We start from the raw sequence: 16444 nt of genomic DNA, 5'->3' as shown, positions 1-16444 counted from the left end.
TCCGATCGCAGGACTCCCCACCGCCACCCGGACGTACCCGAACCGGTGCCGGGACCACGGTGCGCGCGCCGCTAGCGCTCGTCCGTCGGGTCGGCTCCCTCGTCCAGGGCATCCCACAGCCTTTTGTCCGGATCGGTGGACTTCCGCTTCTCCGCACCCGGCGCCGAGTACCGCGCGCCCATCGCGGGCATCCGGCCGGCGCGCACCGCCACCAGCGCTCCCGCCGCGAGCAGCGCCAGCCCGGCCAGCACCACCAGCAGCGGCCCGAACGGCGCGGCGGACGGCTCGCCCACCGGCTCACCGCCCGACGGAACCCCCGGCGGCACGAACTCGGCCGCCGCGGCGAACCACCACGTGCCCGCCCGCCACAGCAGCAGCGCGCCGCCGAGCAGCGTCAACGCGCCGACGACGCGGCGCAGCAGGCCACCGGTCGCCAGCACCGCCGCCACCGCGGCCAGCGCGGCCAGCGCCAGCGGCACCAGCTCCGGACGCGCCACCGCGCCCGAAGCCACCGCGTCCACCTCGCCCGAGAACGGGGTGCGGTACTGCCGCGACGCCCAGGTCAGCGCGCTCGCACCCCACAGCAGCCCCGCGGCCGCCACCAGCAGCAGCACCACCGACCACAGCAGCCGCGCCGAGGTCTCGCGCTGCGCCGTCACACCCGCTCCGCGACATCCGCCGGGCGCGTGTCCGGGGCGCGCAGCGTCTGCGCGGTCGCGACCGCGGTCAGCACCGCCTTCGCCTTGTTCAACGACTCCTGGTCCTCCGCCACCGGGTCCGAGTCGGCGACGATGCCGCCGCCCGCCTGCACGTACGCCATCCCGTCGCGCACCAGCGCGGTGCGGATCGCGATCGCCGTGTCGGCGTCCCCGGCGAAGTCCAGGTAGCCCACCACCCCGCCGTACTGGGCGCGGCGCGTCGGCTCCAGCTCCTCGATGAGCTCCAGCGCCCGCGGCTTCGGCGCGCCCGACAGGGTGCCCGCCGGGAAGCACGCGGTGACCGCGTCGAACGCGGTGCGGCCTTCGTCCAGGGTGCCGGTGACCGTGGAGACCAGGTGCATCACGTGGCTGTAGCGCTCGATCCGGAAGAACTCGACCACGTGCACCGAGCCCGGGCGGCACACCCGGCCCAGGTCGTTGCGGCCCAGGTCGACCAGCATCAGGTGCTCGGCCCGCTCCTTCTCGTCGTTGCTGAGCTCCTTCTCCAGCCGCGCGTCCTCGTCCTCGTCGGCGCCGCGCCAGCGGGTGCCCGCGATCGGGTGCGTCGTCGCCTGGCCGTCGCGGACCGTCACCAGTGATTCGGGGCTCGATCCGACGATGTCGAACGGGCTGCCGCCCTCGGGGTCGGCCAGCCGCAGCAGGTACATGTACGGGCTCGGGTTCGTGGTGCGCAGCACCCGGTACACGTCGAGGGCGTCGGCGCTGGTCTCCATCTCGAAGCGCTGCGAGACGACGACCTGGAAGGCCTCGCCCGCGCGGATCGCCTCCTTCGCCGCCTCCACCGCCCGGTGGTGCTCCTCGGGGGTGCGGCGGCGGGTGAACTCCGGGGCGGGGCGGGAGAACGCGGCCACCGTCGGCGCCGCCGGCGTGCACAGCCGCTCGGTCATCTCGTCCAGCCTGCGGACCGCGTCGTCGTAGGCGGCGTCCACCCGCTCCGGGCTGTCGTCCCAGTTCACCGCGTTCGCGATCAGGGTGATCGTGCCCTCGTGGTGGTCCAGCGCGGCCAGGTCGGTGGCCAGCAGCATCACCAGTTCGGGGATGCGCAGGTCGTCCTCGGTGAGCTCCGGCAGCCGCTCCAGGCGGCGCACCGCGTCGTAGCCTAGGTAGCCCACCATGCCCCCGGTCAGCGGCGGCAGGCCCGGCAGCGGGTCGGTGCGCAGCAGCCGCACCGTCTCCCGCAGCGCCTCCAGCGGGTCACCACCGGTCGGCAGGCCCACCGGCGGCGTGCCCGTCCAGCAGGCCTCGCCATCGCGCGCGGTCAGCGCGGCCGCGCTGCGCACCCCGATGAACGACCAGCGCGACCAGGAGCGCCCGTTCTCCGCCGACTCGAACAGGAACGTGCCCGTCCGGTCGCCCGCGAGCTTCCGGTACACCCCCAGCGGGGTCTCGTCGTCGGCCAGCAACCGCCGCACGACGGGGATGACCCGCCGCCCGGCGGCCAGGTCGCGGAACTCCGCGCGGTCCGGGGTGATGCTGCCGATGTCGCCGTCGCCAACCATGTCCACATTGTGCCGACCCCGCACCGGGCGCGTCGCAGCGGTCGGGCGGCGGGCTTTTGCGGCCCGCACCCGGCAGCGACGAAGATGGCGGGGATGAACAGCGGCACCGGCCGTGGGAGCGACCACGACGACCTCGGGGACCACGACGACGACCTCGACCACGCCGACCTCGGGCAGCACGCCGACCTCGGGCAGCTCGGCGACCCCGGGGACAGCGGCGACCCCGGCGCGCCGGGTCCTCGCGGCGAGCAGGACGGCCGGAAGCGGCGCGGGCGCCGCGCGGGCGGGCAGGACACCAGGGCCGCGCTGGTCGCCGCGGCCCGCGAGGTCTTCGCCGAATCCGGTTACAACGACGCGACCGTGCGCGTGATCGCGACCCGGGCCGGCGTCGACCCGGCGATGGTCAACCACTGGTTCGGCGGCAAGGAGGCCCTGTTCACCGCGGCCGTGCACATCCCCGTCGACCCGACCACCGTCATCCCGGAACTGCTGGCCGGGGACCGGGAGCAGCTCGCCGAACGCGTGCTGCGCCGGTTCCTCGGCGCGTGGGACGCGGCGGGCGGCCGGGCGTTCGCCGCACTCGTGCGCAGCGTCGCCTCGCACCGCTCGGCGGTGCGGATGCTGCGCGAGTTCGTCGCCACCGTGATCATCGACCGGCTGGTGCGGGAGCTGCGGATGGACCGCCCGGAGCTGCGCGCCGCGCTCAGCGCCTCGCAGATCATCGGGCTCGGCATCACCCGCTACGTGGTGGAGCTGGAGCCGCTGGCCTCCGCCGACCACGACACCGTGGTGGCCGCGGTGGCCCCCAACCTGCAGCGCTACCTCACCGGGGACCTCGGCCCGGAGAGTTAGCCGAGCAGCACGTCCGCGTCGAAGCAGGTGCGGTCACCGGTGTGGCAGGCCGCGCCGACCTGGTCGACGACCAGCAGCACCGTGTCGCCGTCGCAGTCCAGCCGCACCTCGTGCACGTGCTGCACGTGTCCCGAGGTCTCGCCCTTCACCCAGTACTCCCCCCGGCTGCGGGAGAAGTAGGTGCCGCGGCGGGTGGTGAGCGTGCGGTGCAGCGCCTCGTCGTCCATCCACGCCATCATCAGCACCTCGCCGGTGCCGCGCTGCTGCGCGACCGCGGCCACCAGGCCGTCGGCGTTGCGCTTGAGGCGCCCGGCGATCGCCGGGTCCAGCTCGCTCATCGGACGGTGATCCCTTCCGCGCGCATCGCGTCCTTCACCTCACCGATCCGCAGCCGGCCGAAGTGGAAGACGCTGGCCGCGAGCACCGCGTCCGCGCCGGCGCGCACCGCGGGCGCGAAGTGCTCGACGGCGCCCGCGCCACCGCTGGCGATGAGGGGGACGTCGACGCGGGAGCGGACCGCGCGGATCAGCTCCAGGTCGAAACCGGCCTTGGTGCCGTCGGCGTCCATGGAGTTCAGCAGGATTTCGCCGACGCCGAGCTCCTGGGCGCGCTCGGCCCACTCGACGGCGCAGATCCCGGTGCCGCGGCGGCCACCGTGCGTGGTGACCTCGAAACCGGACGCGGTCGGCTGCCCGCCCTCCGGCACGCGGCGGGCGTCGGCGGAGAGCACGACGCACTGCGCGCCGAACCGGTGCGAGGCCTCCCGCAGCAGCTCGGGGCGGGCGATGGCGGCGGTGTTCACGCTCACCTTGTCGGCGCCCGCGCGCAACAACCGGTTCACGTCCTCGGCGCTGCGGACCCCGCCGCCGACGGTCAGCGGGATGAACACCTGCTCGGCGGCCCGGCGCACCACCTCGAACGTGGTCTCCCGGTCCGAGGAGGACGCGGTCACGTCGAGGAACGTGAGCTCGTCGGCGCTCTCGGCGTCGTAGGTCTTGGCCAGCTCCACCGGGTCGCCCGCGTCCCGCAGGTCCGTGAAGTTGACACCCTTGACGACCCGCCCGGCGTCCACGTCCAGGCAGGGGATCACTCGTACCGCGACGCCCATGCCTCCAGCGTAGGCCGTGCGCGGCGCCCGCCGGGGCACCGGGTCGCCCGGCGGCGCGGGTGCCGCACCGCCGGGTCCGGTCCGATCAGGACACCGCGGCGAGGGCCTCTTCGAGGGTGAAGTTCCCGGCGTACAAGGCCTTGCCGACGATGGAGCCCTCCACGCCCAGCGGCGCGAGCTCCGCCAGCGCCCGCAGATCGTCCACACTGGACACCCCGCCGGAGGCGACCACGGGCGCCTCGGTGCGAGCGCAGACCTCGCGCAGCAGCTCGGTGTTCGGACCCTGCAGCGTGCCGTCCTTGCTCACGTCGGTGACGACGTAGCGGCGGCAGCCCGCGGCGTCCAGCCGGGCCAGCACCTCCCACAGGTCGCCGCCGTCGCGGGTCCAGCCGCGGGCCGCGAGCCGGTGGCCCTCCTCGGTGATGCGCACGTCCAGGCCGACGGCGACCTGCTCGCCGTGCTCGGCGACCACGCGGTCCGCCCACTCGGGGTTCTCCAGCGCCGCGGTGCCCAGGTTCACCCGGTGGCAGCCGGTGGCCAGCGCCGCCTTCAGCGAGTCGTCGTCCCGGATGCCGCCGGAGAGCTCCACCCGCACGTCGAGCCGCCGCACCACGTCGGCCAGCAGCTCCCGGTTGGAGCCGCGGCCGAACGCCGCGTCCAGGTCCACCAGGTGGATCCACTCGGCCCCGGCGCGCTGCCAGGCGAGGGCGGCCTCCAGCGGATCGCCGTAGGAGGTCTCGGTTCCGGCGGCGCCCTGGACCAGCCGGACGGCCTGGCCATCGGCCACGTCAACTGCGGGAAGAAGCGTGAAAGTCACGCGGCAACTGTATCTGGCGGCCTGGTGCGGGCCGTGCGGCGCGGGGTCAGCGGTGCCGGTCACCGGAGCGGGCCGCGGCGATCACGGGGACCAGCAGCGCCAGCACCGCGAGCACCAGCACCAGCCACGCGGGCACGCCCGCCTCGACCAGGTACGTGGAGCTGAAGCCCGCGACGACGCCCACGGCCAGGACCAGGGCCACGACCCGGGTGCCGCGCGGGTTCATCAATCCGTGGCGGCGCACGTCACAGCGTCCCGAGCCAGTTGCGCAGCAGGCGGGAGCCCGCCTCGCCGGACTTCTCCGGGTGGAACTGCGTCGCCGACAGCGGGCCGTTCTCCACCGCGGCGACGAACGGCTCGCCGTGCTCGGACCAGGTCACCTTGGCCGGGGCGATCGTCTCCGACTCGGGCAGTTCCCAGCGCCGGGCGGCGAAGGAGTGCACGAAGTAGAACCGGGTGCCCGGCTCCATCCCGGCGAACAGCACCGAGCCGGCGGGCGGCGCGACCTCGTTCCAGCCCATGTGCGGCAGCACGTCCGCCTGGAGCCGTTCGACGTCGCCGGGCCACTGGCCGCAGCCGTCGGCCTGCACGCCGTGCTCGACGCCGCGGTCGAACAGCACCTGCATGCCCACGCAGATGCCGAGCACCGGGCGCCCGCCGGCCAGCCGCCGATCGATGATCTTGTCCCCGCCCGCGGCGAGCAGACCTTCCATGCAGGCCCCGAACGCGCCGACGCCGGGCACGACGAGCCCGTCGGCCTCGACGGCGGCGTGCGCGTCCGAGGTCACCCGCACATCGGCGCCCGCGTGCTCGAGAGCGCGTTCGGCGGAGCGCAGGTTGCCGGAGCCATAGTCCAAAACGACGACGCGTGCCACGCCGCCAGGCTACCGGCCGCTCGTGGCGAGGAATCCGCGGATCGACCGGGCGAGGCCCGCGGGGTCCAGCCCGTGCGCGGCCTCGTGCTCGTCGGCGGTGCCGTAGGCGCGCAGTTCCGCGTCCCGCCGCACGCCCAGCCCGAGCACCCGGTGCGGCAGGTCGGCCAGCGCGGCGTTCGCGGCCGCCGTGGAGGTGTCCCGCAGGTAGGGCTCCACCAGCACCACGTCCGGGGTCGCGGCCAGCGCCGCCGATCGCAGGCCCGCGGCGTCGAAGGGCCGGACGGTCGAGGCGTAGAGCACCGCCACGTCCAGCTCGACCGTCGCCGCGAGCACCGGCCGCAGCATCGGCCCCACCGCGAGCACCACCCCACCTCGCCCCTCGCGCACCACCAGGAACCGGCGGCCCACCGGCGGCGGCGCCGCGTTGGTGCGCTCGCTCATCCGCAGGTACACGAGGTCGTCGGTGAGCAGCGCCGCGCTGAGCAGCTCGGCGAACTCCCGCGGGTGCCCGGGCACGTGCACCGTCCAGTCCGGCAGCGTGTCGAGCAGGGCCACGTCGCCGGGCGCCATGTGGGTGCGGCCCGCGGCCGGGTAGTCGTAGGACGCGCCGGTGCTGACCAGGACCGCGCCGACGCCCTGGTGGTTGAGGTCCAGCTTGAGCTGCTCGAACGGCCGCTCCACCAGGAACGGCGCGATCGAGTGCACGACGGGCCGCATCCCGGTGAGCGCGAGCCCGCCCGCGACGCCGATCAGCGCCTGCTCCCGGATGCCGACGTTGATCACCCGGTCCGGGTGCCGCGAGGCGGCGGCGGCGAACCGGTCGGCGGAGATCTCGGCGAGCACCACCGCGAGCCGCGGGTCCACGTCGAGGGCGGCGCCGACGAGGTCGGTGAACTCCTCGCGCATCGGGCGGGTGCGCGGTTCGGTCGGGGCGGTCATGCGAACTCCTTCGGTTCCACGCGGGCGATGACGGCGAGCGGCTGGTCGGGCCGGGTGTCGGTGAGGGCGCGGTGCAGGGCTTCGTGGTCCCGGCCGTCGACGGAGTGCGCGGCCCAGCCCTCGCGGGAGAAGCGCTCCGCGATGCCGCCCGGCCAGCCGTGCGAGTCGGAGGCGTTGTCGACCACGACCGCGGTCAGCTGCCCGGCGCCGAGGCGGCCGGCGACGGCGATCGCCTCGTGGTTGCTGCCCTCGCCGAGTTCGGCGTCACCGACGAGGACGACGACGCGCGGGTGGGTGCGGCCCCGCGCGCGCAGCCCGAGGGCGGTGCCGAGCGCCAGCGGCAGGCCGTGGCCGAGGGAGCCGCTGCCGATCTCCACGCCGGGCACGAGCAGCCGGTCCGGGTGCTGGCCGAGGCGGGAGTCGAAGCTGCTCCAGCCGTCGAGTTCGGCGGGGTCGAGGAAGCCCTTCGCGGCGAGCACCGCGTAGTAGGCCATCGGCCCGTGCCCCTTGGACAGCAGGAAGCGGTCCCGGTCGGGGTCGTCGGGGTGCGCGGGGTCGACGTCGAGGACGCGGTCGTAGAGCACCCAGAGCACGTCGAGGGTGGAGGTGGCGGCGGGCGAGTGCTTCTCGTCGCCGGACATCCGGGCGAGCAGCGCGGGCAGCTCCGGGTGGCCGAGCCCGGTTCCCGCTGGGGTGGAGGTGGTCATGCGGACAGCCTCGAACTTCGAGTTAGCTCGAAGTCAAGCGGCGCTCGGCGGCGGTGTCTCCGAATCACCGATTGAAAACGAATTTTCTTCATGTTGAACCGGATTCAGCCCACCTTCGTATTCACCCGAATTGCCGGTTAGGGCCGAGCGGAGCCGCTCATTACAGTTCCTACTCATTAGTAGTAACTTTTCCGGCGGCGCCTTCCGAACCCGACCGGCGTCACCCGACAGGAGAAGAAGATCATGCTGACGAGGGCGGCCCGCACCGGCGCACCGGATCCGTGGGCGGCGCTGCCCAGCGAACTCGCCCCCATCCTGCGGCCCGAGATGAGCAGCCTCGCCACGCAGATCCTCACCGAGATCCAACTCCGGATCCCCGAATACGCCCGGCCCATGGACCAGAAGTACGTGCACGCCATCCGCCGCGGCGTCGAAGAGGCCCTCAGCCAGTTCGTCGACCAGATCGCCGACCCCACCGCACCGCAGGAACGCTGCGCCGAGGTGCACCGGGCGCTCGGCAAGGCCGAGATGCACGAAGGCCGCAGCCTCGACAGCCTGCAGGCCGCCTACCGGCTCGGCGCCCGCCTCGCCTGGCGGCGCACCGCCCGCATCGGCGAACGCGCCCGCGTCGCGCCCCGCACCATGCTGCTGCTCGGCGAAGCGATCTACGCGCACATCGACGAGCTGGCCGCCCGGTCCGTCGAAGGCTTCGCCGAAGCGCAGGCCCGCGCCGCCGGCACCCGCGCCCGGCGCCGGCGGCGGCTGCTGGAACTGCTGCTCACCGATCCGCAACCACCGCGCCGGATCCTCGCCGAAGCCGCCGAAGCCGCGCACTGGACGCTGCCGCGCACCCTCGTCGTCGCCGCCCTCGAACGCGTCGACGGGCAGGAGCAGCGCAGCAACCCGCTCAGCCGCCGGGAAGCGCTCCTCGACCTCGAAAGCGGCCACCCGCACCTGCTCGTGCCGTGCCCCGACGACGACGCGGACGACGAACCGCCGTGGGAGCAGCAGCTCGCGGGCTGGCGGGTCGCGCTCGGGCCCCGCGTCGAACTGCACCGCGCACCGCACGCGCTGCGCTGGGCGCGCAAGCTCCTGGAGCTCTCGCACGCCGGACTCGTGCCGGAACGCCCCGTGCTGCGCTGCGAGGACCACCTCTCGCACCTGCTGCTGCTCAGCGACGAGAACCTGACCCGGCAGGTCGTGCACACCCGGCTCGCCCCGCTCGGCGGGCTCAAGCCGAAGCAGCAGGTCCGGCTCGCCGACACCCTCCTGGCGTGGCTGCAGACCCGCGGCGGCGCCCCCGAGGTCGCGCACCGGCTGCGAGTGCACCCGCAGACCGTGCGCTACCGCCTGCACCAGCTCGAAGACCTCTTCGGCGACGCGCTCACCGACCCGCAGGCGCGATTCGAGCTGGAGATCGCGCTGCGCGCCGCCGGACGCCTGCTCAGCTACGGCGCGCTCGTCCCGGAGCCGGCCGGGACCGGCAGGAGTTCGACCTAAGGTGAACTTCGCGGCTACCTTGGGAGCATGTCCGCACTTCCCGCGCTGCTCACCATCGGCGAGGTCGCCCACCGCAGCGGAGTCGCCCAGACCGCGCTGCGCTTCTACGAGCAGCGCGGCCTGATCACCTCCACCCGCACCAGCGGCAACCAGCGCCGCTACGGGCGTCCCGTGCTGCGCAGGCTCGCGTTCATCCGCGCCGCCCAGCGCGTCGGGCTCAGCCTGGAGCAGATCTCCGACGCGCTCGCCACGCTGCCCACCGACCACGCGCCCACCAAGGCCGACTGGACGCGGCTGTCCCGCTCCTGGCGCGACGAGCTCGACGCGCGCATCGACGGGCTGCAGCGGCTGCGCGACCGGCTCAGCGGCTGCATCGGCTGCGGCTGCCTGTCGCTGCGCACCTGCACCCTGAACAACGCCGACGACCAGATGGCCGCGCAGGGCCCCGGCTCGCCGCTGCTCACACCGTCCGCCGACCGGTCCTAACCAAAATCCTCGGCCCAGCGGTAGAACATCTCCGGGCGCCCCACCCCGCCGTAGCGCGGCTCGCGGCCCGCCATCCCGTTGTCCACCAGGTACTCCAGGTAGCGCCGGGCCGTCACCCGCGACACCCCGGCCAGCTCGCCCACCGCACCCGCGGCGGCACCCTCCCGGTGCGCCCGCAGCGCCGAGACCACCGCGGCCAGCGTCTCCTCCCCCATGCCCTTCGGCAGCGACGCGCGGTCCACCCCGCGCAGCGTGGAGAACGCGCGGTCGATCTCGCTCTGCCCGCTGGCCTCCCGGTCGTGCCCGAGGCTCTGCCGGAAGCGGGCGTAGTGCTCCAGCTTCTCCCGCATCGCCGCGAACGTGAACGGCTTCAGCAGGTACTGCACGACGCCGCTGGCCACCGAAGCGCGCACCACGCGCAGGTCCCGCGCCGAGGTCACCGCGATCACGTCGGCGTTGCTGCCCGCGTTGCGCAGCGCCCGCGCCACCGCCAGCCCGTCCATGTCCGGCAACCGCAGGTCCAGCAGCACCAGGTCCACCTGGGTGTGCTCCAGGAACCGCAGCGCGTCCTGCCCGGTGCGGGCGCGGCCGGCCACCTCGAAACCGTCCACCCTGGACACGTACAGCTCGTGCGCCTCGCCCGCGACCGGGTCGTCCTCCACCACCAGCACCGAGATCACGAGCGCACCTCGGTCAACGGGATCCGCACCTCGAACCTGCCGCCCGGACCGGTACCGACCCGCACCGACCCGCCGTAGCGGCGCACGCTGCGCCCCACCAGCGCCAGGCCCAGCCCGCGACCCGGGCGCTTCGTCGACCAGCCGCGCTCGAACACCGACCCGGCCACCGCCGGATCCACCCCGGGCCCGTTGTCCGACACCACGATGGACAGCTCCTCCTCGTCGGAGCGGATGCTCACCTCGACCCGCGGGGCGGGCACCTCGAACGTCGCCTCCACCGCGTTGTCGATCAGATTCCCCAAGATCGTCACCAGATCGCGCGAACCCACCCGGTCCAACGCGCGATCGTCGACCGCGCTGCCCTCCGACAGCACCACTTCCACACCCCGCTCCCGCGCCTCCGCGCTCTTGCCGAGCAGCACGGCCGCCAGCACCGGCTCCCCCACCGCGCCCACCACGCGATCCGTCAGCTGCTGCGCCAGTTCCAGCTCCGCGGTCGCGAACCCCACCGCCTCCTCGACCCGCCCCAGTTCGATCAACGACACCACCGCGTGCAGCCGGTTCGCCGACTCGTGCGCCTGCGAGCGCAGCGACTCGGAGAACCCGCGCATCGAATCCAGTTCCCCCGTCAACGTCTGCAACTCGGTGTGGTCGCGCAACGTCACCACGCTGCCCAGGTCGCGGTCGCCGCTGCGCACCGCGGAGACGTTCACCAGCAGCACCCGGTCCTCGGTCACGTGCACCTCGTCGCGCACCGGCTCCCGCTCGGCGAGCGCCTCCACCAGCGGCTCCGGGAAACCGAGGTCCGCGAAGCGCGCGCCCTCCGCCGCGGCCGGGTCCGACCCCAGCAGCACCGCCGCGCCATCGTTGCACAGCGTCACCACGCCGGACGGCGCCACCAGCAGCAGGCCCTCGCGGACCGCGTGCAGGATCGCGTCGTGGTACTCGTACATCCGGCTCAGCTCCGCCGGGGTCAGCCCGTGCGTGTGCCTGCGCAGCCGGCGCGACACCAGGTACCCGGCCACCCCGCCGAACAGCAGCGCCACCGCACCCACCCCGGCCAGCACCAGCAGCTGCCCGCTCAGCTCCGCGGTGAGCACCCGCACCGTGATGCCCACCGACACCAGCGCGCGCACCCGGCCCGAGTCGTCGAGCACCGGGACCACCACCCGCACCGACGGGCCGAGGGTGCCCTCGTAGGTCTCGGTGAGCGGCCTGCCGTGCTGGGCCGCACCGATGTTGCCGACGAAGCGCTTCCCGATCAGCTCCGGGTTCGGGTGCGTGTAGCGCATCCCCGACGGATCCATGATCGTGATGAACCCGACGCCGGTCGCCGTCCGCACCCGCTCCGCCCACGGCTGCAAGGTGCGCGGCGGATCACCACCGGTGACGGCCGCCAGCACTCCGGGGTCCACCGCCAGGGTGTTCGCCACCGCGGCGACCTCGTCCGCGGCGGCCTCCTCGGTGCGGCGCTCCGCCTCGACGTAGCCCAACGCCACCCCGCTGAGCACCACCACCGCGACCACGATCACTTGCAGCACGAACAACCTGGCCGCGAGGCTGGCGCGGCCGATCCGCCGGAGGTACGACATGACGTTGCTGTTGCTCCCGCATGAACTCAATGAACACAACCGTGACGGTCACCACCGGTGAGTCCGATAGTCTCCCCCGACATGCTCGTGACCTGAGACACGACCGAATGAGTGATCGCCGACCCACGTGATCGGTACATCCCGTAGGAGTTGACCCGTGCCAAGCAAAGACGCTGCACCCGAGGCCGCCGGTGCACCGCCGAAGAAGCGGGACCGCACCCACTTCCTGTACATCTTCGTCATCGTCGCGGTCCTGGCGGGCATCGCCGTGGGATTCGCGTTCCCCGACTTCGCCACCGCACTGAAACCGCTGGGCACCGGGTTCGTCAACCTGATCAAGATGATGATCTCCCCGGTCATCTTCTGCACCATCGTGCTGGGCGTCGGCGGTGTGCGGCAGGCCGCGAAGGTCGGCAAGGTCGGCGGCCTGGCACTGGGCTACTTCCTCGTGATGTCGTTCGTCGCGCTCGTCGTCGGGCTGCTCGTCGGCAACGTGCTGCACCCCGGCGAAGGTCTCCAGCTCACCGACGAGCTGCGTGCCAGCGGCAGCGACCAGGCCCCGGGCGAGGCCGAGGGCCTGTCCGGGTTCCTCATCGGGATCATCCCGAACACCCTGGTCTCCGCCCTCACCGAAGGTGAAGTGCTGCAGACCCTGCTGGTGGCGCTGCTCGCCGGGTTCGCCCTGCAGGCCCTCGGCGACAAGGGCACGCCGATCCTGAACGGCATCGAGCACATCCAGCGGCTCGTGTTCAAGATCCTCGCGATGGTGATGTGGGTGGCCCCGATCGGCGCGTTCGGCGCCATCGCCGCCGTCGTCGGCGCCACCGGGGTCGACGCGCTCAAGGGCCTCGGCGTCATCATGGCCGGCTTCTACATCACCTGCGTGCTGTTCATCTTCCTCGTGCTCGGGCCGCTGCTGTGGGCGTTCGCCCGGGTCAGCGTGTTCAAGCTGCTCGGCTACCTGGGCCGCGAGTTCCTGCTCATCCTGTCCACCTCCTCCTCGGAGGCGGCGCTGCCGCGGCTGATCGCGAAGATGGAGCACCTCGGCGTCAGCAAGCCCGTCGTCGGCATCACCGTGCCCACCGGGTACTCGTTCAACCTGGACGGCACCGCGATCTACCTGACGATGGCCTCGCTGTTCATCGCCTCCGCGATGGGTGAACCGCTGGCGCTCGGCGAGCAGGTCTCGCTGCTCGTGTTCATGATCATCGCGTCGAAGGGCGCCGCGGGCGTCAGCGGCGCCGGGCTCGCCACCCTCGCGGGCGGCCTGCAGTCGCACCGCCCCGAACTCGTCGACGGCGTCGGCCTCATCGTCGGCATCGACCGGTTCATGTCGGAGGCCCGCGCACTCACCAACTTCGCGGGCAACGCGATCGCCACGGTCATCATCGGCTCCTGGACCAAGGAGATCGACCGCGAGCAGATGCAGCGGGTGTTCGCCAAGGAGGACCCGTTCAACGAGCAGAGCTTCCTGGACGAGGAAGAATCCTCCGCGGCCGGCGGCGATTCCGGGAAGGAACCCGTCGCCGCGAAGTGAGGACCGCGCGGCCGCGCAGCGGCGGGCCGCGCCGAGACAGGAGTCGACGATGCACAGAGCAGTGCTGAGCCTGCTGATCGCCCTCGGCGCGGTCGCCGCCACCGGCGCACCCGCCCTCGCCACGCCGGAGCGGCCCGCGCCGCGCGGCGGCTGCGGCACCACCCCCGATGTCGAACCGGGGACCACCGAGCACCGGGAACTCACCTCCGGCGGCCGCACCCGGGAGTTCCTGGTGCACGTGCCGGAGAACTACGACCCGGACCGCGCCACGCCGGTGGTGCTGTCCTTCCACGGCCACAACCGCACGGCCGAGTACCAGGAGCGGCTGTCCCGGTTCTCCGAGCTGGACACGATCGCCGTCTACCCGCAGGGCCTCGTCGGCACCGACGGCGGCACCGCGTGGCAGGGCGCCCCGTACTCGGCGGACGCCGACGACGTCCGGTTCACCGAGGACCTGCTCGACCGGGTCGAGGACGACTTCTGCGTCGACACCGACCGGGTGTACGCGGCCGGGAAGTCGAACGGCGGCGGTTTCACCAACGTGCTGGCCTGCCGCTTGGGCGATCGCATCGCCGCGTTCGCCCCGGTGGCCGGGGCCTACTACCCGCAGAGCGGGAAGTGCTCGCCGTCCGAGCCGGTGCCGATGATCTCCTTCCACGGCACCGCCGACGGTACGATCCCCTACGACGGGAACCCGGAGAAGGGCCTGCCCGCCATCCCCGACTGGCTCGACGGGTGGGCCGAGCGCGACGAGTGCTCGCCCGACCCGGTCACCGAGCACCCGCAGGACCTGGTCACCCAGCAGCGCTGGGAGGGCTGCGCCGACCGGGGCGCGCTGGTGCACTACCGCATCGACGAGCTGGGGCACGACTGGCCGAGCCGTTCGTCCAATCCGGACTCCGACGACCCGACCGTCATCGAAGCAACCCCGCTGATCTGGAAGTTCTTCCAGAACCACCCACTGCACGCCTGAGCAGCCGAACCCGGCCCGGTGCCTCCCATCCTGTCAGCGGCGAAGCCGCTGAGCAGCGACCACCTGAGACACCGGCACCGCCGCGGGTTCTCAGCGGCGTTCTCGCGAGGACAGCGTTTTCTCCTGTGGCGGAGCCACCGGTGAAAACGATCCCGCAGCGAGAACGCCGCTGAGGTTCCGCCACCCCACCCCCGAGCAAGCCGAGGGGACCACAATTCTTCGCCTGGTTGCTGTTCACGTCCCTGTCACAGCAACCAGGCGATCCCACCCGCCGCCGCCAGCACTGCCAGCACGCCGAGCACCACCGCTGCCAGGCGTGCGGTCTTCCAGGTCGCGGCGACGCCGCCGACGAGGAAGCCCGCGACGGCCAGCAGCACGATCGGGCCGAGGGCCTGCATCTACAGCGCGCCCTTCGTGGAGGGCACGACGCCGGCGAACCGCGGATCGGGTTCCACCGCCGCGCGCAGCGCCCGGGCGATCGCCTTGTACTGGGCTTCGGCGATGTGGTGCGGATCCCGCCCGTGGATCACCCGCACGTGCAGGTTGATCTGCGAGTGGAACGCCAGCGATTCGAACACGTGCCGGTTCAGCACGAACGGGTAGTTCCCGCCGATGGTGAAGCTGTTGTACTGCTCCGGTTCCCCGGTCAGCACGCAGTACGAGCGGCCGGAGACGTCCACCGCCGCGTGCGCGAGCGTCTCGTCCATCGGGATCCAGGCGTCGCCGAAGCGGCGGATGCCCTTCTTGTCACCGAGCGCCTGGCGCAACGCCTGCCCGAGCACGATCGCGGTGTCCTCGACGGTGTGGTGGGCGTCGATGTCGATGTCACCGGACGCCTTCACCGTCAGGTCGAACGCGGCGTGCGTGCCGAGCGCGGTGAGCATGTGGTCGTAGAACGGCACCGTGGTGTCGATGTCGACCTGCCCGGTGCCGTCGAGGTCCAGCTCGACCAGCACGGAGGATTCCTTCGTGGTGCGTTCCACCTTGCCGGTGCGGGTGCCCGGCGCGAACGCCGCCTCGGTCGCCGTCATCGCGTGTTCTCCTCGTCCACCGCGTCCACCAGGCCCTTGCTCGCGGCCAGGAACGCGTCGTTCTCCTCGGGGGTGCCGATGGTGACCCGCAGGTGCCCTTCGATGCCGACGTCGCGGATCAGCACGCCCGCGTCCAGGTAGCGCTGCCACGCGGCGTGCGCGTCCGAGAACCGGCCGAACAGCACGAAGTTCGCGTCGCTGCGCACCGGGCCGAACCCGAGTTCGCGCAGCCGCGCGACGACGCGGTCGCGCTCGTCCGCCAGCGCCCGCACCGAACCGAGCGTCGCCTTCGCGTGCCGCAGCGCGGCGCGGGCAGCGGCCTGGGTCGGCGCCGAGAGGTGGTACGGCAGCCGCACCAGCAGCAGCGCGTCGATCATCGTGGGCGCCGCCGCCAGGTAGCCGAGCCTGCCGCCGGCGAACGCGAACGCCTTGCTCATGGTCCGGCTGACGATGATCTTCGCCGGGTACTCGTCGATCAGCTCGATCGCGCTCGGTTCGGTGCAGAACTCGACGTAGGCCTCGTCGACCACCACGATCCCCGGGGCCGCGTCGAGCACCGCGCGCAGGTCCTGCTGCGGGACCACCTGGCCGGTCGGGTTGTTCGGGCTGGTCACGAACACCACGTCCGGACGCCGCTCGGCCACGATCGCGGCGGCCCGCGCCGCGTCCAGGCCGAAGTCGGCGCGGCGCGGTGCGGGCAACCAGTCGGTGCGGGTGCCCGCGGCCAGGATCGGGTGCATCGAGTACGACGGTTCGAAGCCGAGCGCGCTGCGCCCCGGCCCGCCGAACGCCTGCAGCACCTGCTGCAGCACCTCGTTGGAGCCGTTCGCGGCCCACACGTTGCGGTGCGAGACCGCGACGCCGGTGGCACCGCTGAGGTAGGCGGCCAGGTCCTCCCGCAGCGCCACCGCGTCCCGATCCGGGTAGCGGTGCAGCGTCCCGGCCACCTCCCGGACCGCTTCGGCCACGTCGGCCACCAGCTCGGGCGGCGGCGGGTACGGGTTCTCGTTGGTGTTCAGCCGCACCGGCACGTCCAGCTGCGGGGCGCCGTACGGGCTGCGGCCGCGCAGGTCATCGCGCAGCGGAAGGTCGGTCAGCGCCACGTCGGCGCCGAGCACGTCGCTCATGG

19 protein-coding genes are annotated in these 16444 nt (G+C 73.0%); 5 read left to right on the top strand and 14 right to left on the bottom strand.

Annotated elements, in window-relative coordinates; genetic code table 11:
* Positions 1-71 precede the first annotated feature (71 nt).
* Positions 72-659 carry a Trp biosynthesis-associated membrane protein gene (locus tag LCD33_RS11345; RefSeq protein ID WP_224959544.1) on the bottom strand — a complete coding sequence of 196 codons (588 nt, stop codon included), beginning with the start codon at positions 657-659 and terminating at the stop codon, positions 72-74.
* Positions 656-2218 (bottom strand): anthranilate synthase component I, encoded by a 1563-nt coding sequence (locus LCD33_RS11340; protein ID WP_224977803.1) that lies wholly within the window; start codon positions 2216-2218, stop codon positions 656-658. Before LCD33_RS11340 ends, LCD33_RS11345 begins: the two co-directional genes overlap by 4 nt.
* A gap of 93 nt (positions 2219-2311) precedes the next feature.
* Here LCD33_RS11340 and LCD33_RS11335 point away from each other — a divergent pair, with 93 nt between their 5' ends.
* Positions 2312-3070 carry a TetR family transcriptional regulator gene (locus LCD33_RS11335; protein WP_224959548.1) on the top strand — a complete coding sequence of 253 codons (759 nt, stop codon included), beginning with the start codon at positions 2312-2314 and terminating at the stop codon, positions 3068-3070.
* On the opposite strand, the gene hisI is transcribed toward LCD33_RS11335, so the two are convergent.
* The 7 genes from hisI to LCD33_RS11300 form a co-directional block, all read right to left on the bottom strand.
* Entirely contained in the window at positions 3067-3408 is a 342-nt protein-coding gene (gene hisI, locus LCD33_RS11330) for a phosphoribosyl-AMP cyclohydrolase (protein WP_224977802.1), read from the bottom strand. The genes LCD33_RS11335 and hisI overlap by 4 nt on opposite strands.
* Positions 3405-4178: an imidazole glycerol phosphate synthase subunit HisF gene (gene hisF, locus LCD33_RS11325; RefSeq protein ID WP_224959552.1), complete on the bottom strand. Its 774-nt coding sequence runs from the start codon at positions 4176-4178 to the stop codon at positions 3405-3407. Before hisF ends, hisI begins: the two co-directional genes overlap by 4 nt.
* Positions 4179-4263: 85 nt before the next feature.
* Positions 4264-4995, bottom strand: coding sequence for a bifunctional 1-(5-phosphoribosyl)-5-((5-phosphoribosylamino)methylideneamino)imidazole-4-carboxamide isomerase/phosphoribosylanthranilate isomerase PriA (gene priA / locus LCD33_RS11320; protein ID WP_224959554.1), 732 nt, complete (start codon positions 4993-4995; stop codon positions 4264-4266).
* A gap of 46 nt (positions 4996-5041) precedes the next feature.
* Positions 5042-5221: a hypothetical protein gene (locus LCD33_RS11315; RefSeq protein WP_224959556.1), complete on the bottom strand. Its 180-nt coding sequence runs from the start codon at positions 5219-5221 to the stop codon at positions 5042-5044.
* 19 nt (positions 5222-5240) lie between these two features.
* Positions 5241-5870 (bottom strand): imidazole glycerol phosphate synthase subunit HisH, encoded by a 630-nt coding sequence (gene hisH / locus LCD33_RS11310; protein ID WP_224959558.1) that lies wholly within the window; start codon positions 5868-5870, stop codon positions 5241-5243.
* A gap of 9 nt (positions 5871-5879) precedes the next feature.
* Positions 5880-6809: a transketolase family protein gene (locus LCD33_RS11305; protein WP_374108085.1), complete on the bottom strand. Its 930-nt coding sequence runs from the start codon at positions 6807-6809 to the stop codon at positions 5880-5882.
* Positions 6806-7516 carry a thiamine pyrophosphate-dependent enzyme gene (locus LCD33_RS11300; RefSeq protein ID WP_224959560.1) on the bottom strand — a complete coding sequence of 237 codons (711 nt, stop codon included), beginning with the start codon at positions 7514-7516 and terminating at the stop codon, positions 6806-6808. Before LCD33_RS11300 ends, LCD33_RS11305 begins: the two co-directional genes overlap by 4 nt.
* Before the next feature lie 243 nt (positions 7517-7759).
* Here LCD33_RS11300 and LCD33_RS11295 point away from each other — a divergent pair, with 243 nt between their 5' ends.
* Both LCD33_RS11295 and soxR read left to right on the top strand, forming a co-directional pair.
* Positions 7760-9016 (top strand): helix-turn-helix domain-containing protein, encoded by a 1257-nt coding sequence (locus tag LCD33_RS11295; RefSeq protein WP_224977801.1) that lies wholly within the window; start codon positions 7760-7762, stop codon positions 9014-9016.
* Positions 9017-9043: 27 nt separating this feature from the next.
* Positions 9044-9502 carry a redox-sensitive transcriptional activator SoxR gene (gene soxR, locus LCD33_RS11290; protein WP_224959564.1) on the top strand — a complete coding sequence of 153 codons (459 nt, stop codon included), beginning with the start codon at positions 9044-9046 and terminating at the stop codon, positions 9500-9502.
* Here soxR and LCD33_RS11285 read toward each other — a convergent pair.
* Both LCD33_RS11285 and LCD33_RS11280 read right to left on the bottom strand, forming a co-directional pair.
* Positions 9499-10182: a response regulator gene (locus LCD33_RS11285; RefSeq protein ID WP_224959566.1), complete on the bottom strand. Its 684-nt coding sequence runs from the start codon at positions 10180-10182 to the stop codon at positions 9499-9501. The two genes, soxR and LCD33_RS11285, sit on opposite strands and share 4 nt — an antisense overlap.
* Positions 10179-11774: a sensor histidine kinase gene (locus LCD33_RS11280; RefSeq protein WP_224977800.1), complete on the bottom strand. Its 1596-nt coding sequence runs from the start codon at positions 11772-11774 to the stop codon at positions 10179-10181. Before LCD33_RS11280 ends, LCD33_RS11285 begins: the two co-directional genes overlap by 4 nt.
* Before the next feature lie 157 nt (positions 11775-11931).
* On the opposite strand from LCD33_RS11280, the gene LCD33_RS11275 reads away from it, so the two are divergent.
* Positions 11932-13311: a cation:dicarboxylate symporter family transporter gene (locus tag LCD33_RS11275; RefSeq protein ID WP_224959570.1), complete on the top strand. Its 1380-nt coding sequence runs from the start codon at positions 11932-11934 to the stop codon at positions 13309-13311.
* 49 nt (positions 13312-13360) lie between these two features.
* Positions 13361-14284 carry a PHB depolymerase family esterase gene (locus tag LCD33_RS11270; protein ID WP_224959572.1) on the top strand — a complete coding sequence of 308 codons (924 nt, stop codon included), beginning with the start codon at positions 13361-13363 and terminating at the stop codon, positions 14282-14284.
* A 245-nt stretch (positions 14285-14529) separates the two neighbouring features.
* On the opposite strand, the gene LCD33_RS11265 is transcribed toward LCD33_RS11270, so the two are convergent.
* From LCD33_RS11265 to LCD33_RS11255, 3 genes are read right to left on the bottom strand one after another with little or no spacing between them, the layout of a single operon-like run.
* Positions 14530-14682, bottom strand: coding sequence for a hypothetical protein (locus LCD33_RS11265; protein ID WP_224966860.1), 153 nt, complete (start codon positions 14680-14682; stop codon positions 14530-14532).
* Positions 14683-15315 (bottom strand): imidazoleglycerol-phosphate dehydratase HisB, encoded by a 633-nt coding sequence (gene hisB, locus LCD33_RS11260; RefSeq protein ID WP_224959578.1) that lies wholly within the window; start codon positions 15313-15315, stop codon positions 14683-14685.
* Positions 15312-16442: a histidinol-phosphate transaminase gene (locus LCD33_RS11255; RefSeq protein ID WP_224977799.1), complete on the bottom strand. Its 1131-nt coding sequence runs from the start codon at positions 16440-16442 to the stop codon at positions 15312-15314. Before LCD33_RS11255 ends, hisB begins: the two co-directional genes overlap by 4 nt.
* Between the last annotated feature and the right edge of the window lie 2 nt (positions 16443-16444).

Source organism: Saccharopolyspora sp. 7B, assembly GCF_020177435.1.
In the GTDB taxonomy this organism is placed as follows: Bacteria; Actinomycetota; Actinomycetes; order Mycobacteriales; family Pseudonocardiaceae; genus Saccharopolyspora_C; species Saccharopolyspora_C gregorii.
Note: the sequence above shows the minus strand (reverse complement) of the source record. Positions and strands in the feature narration are given on the sequence as shown.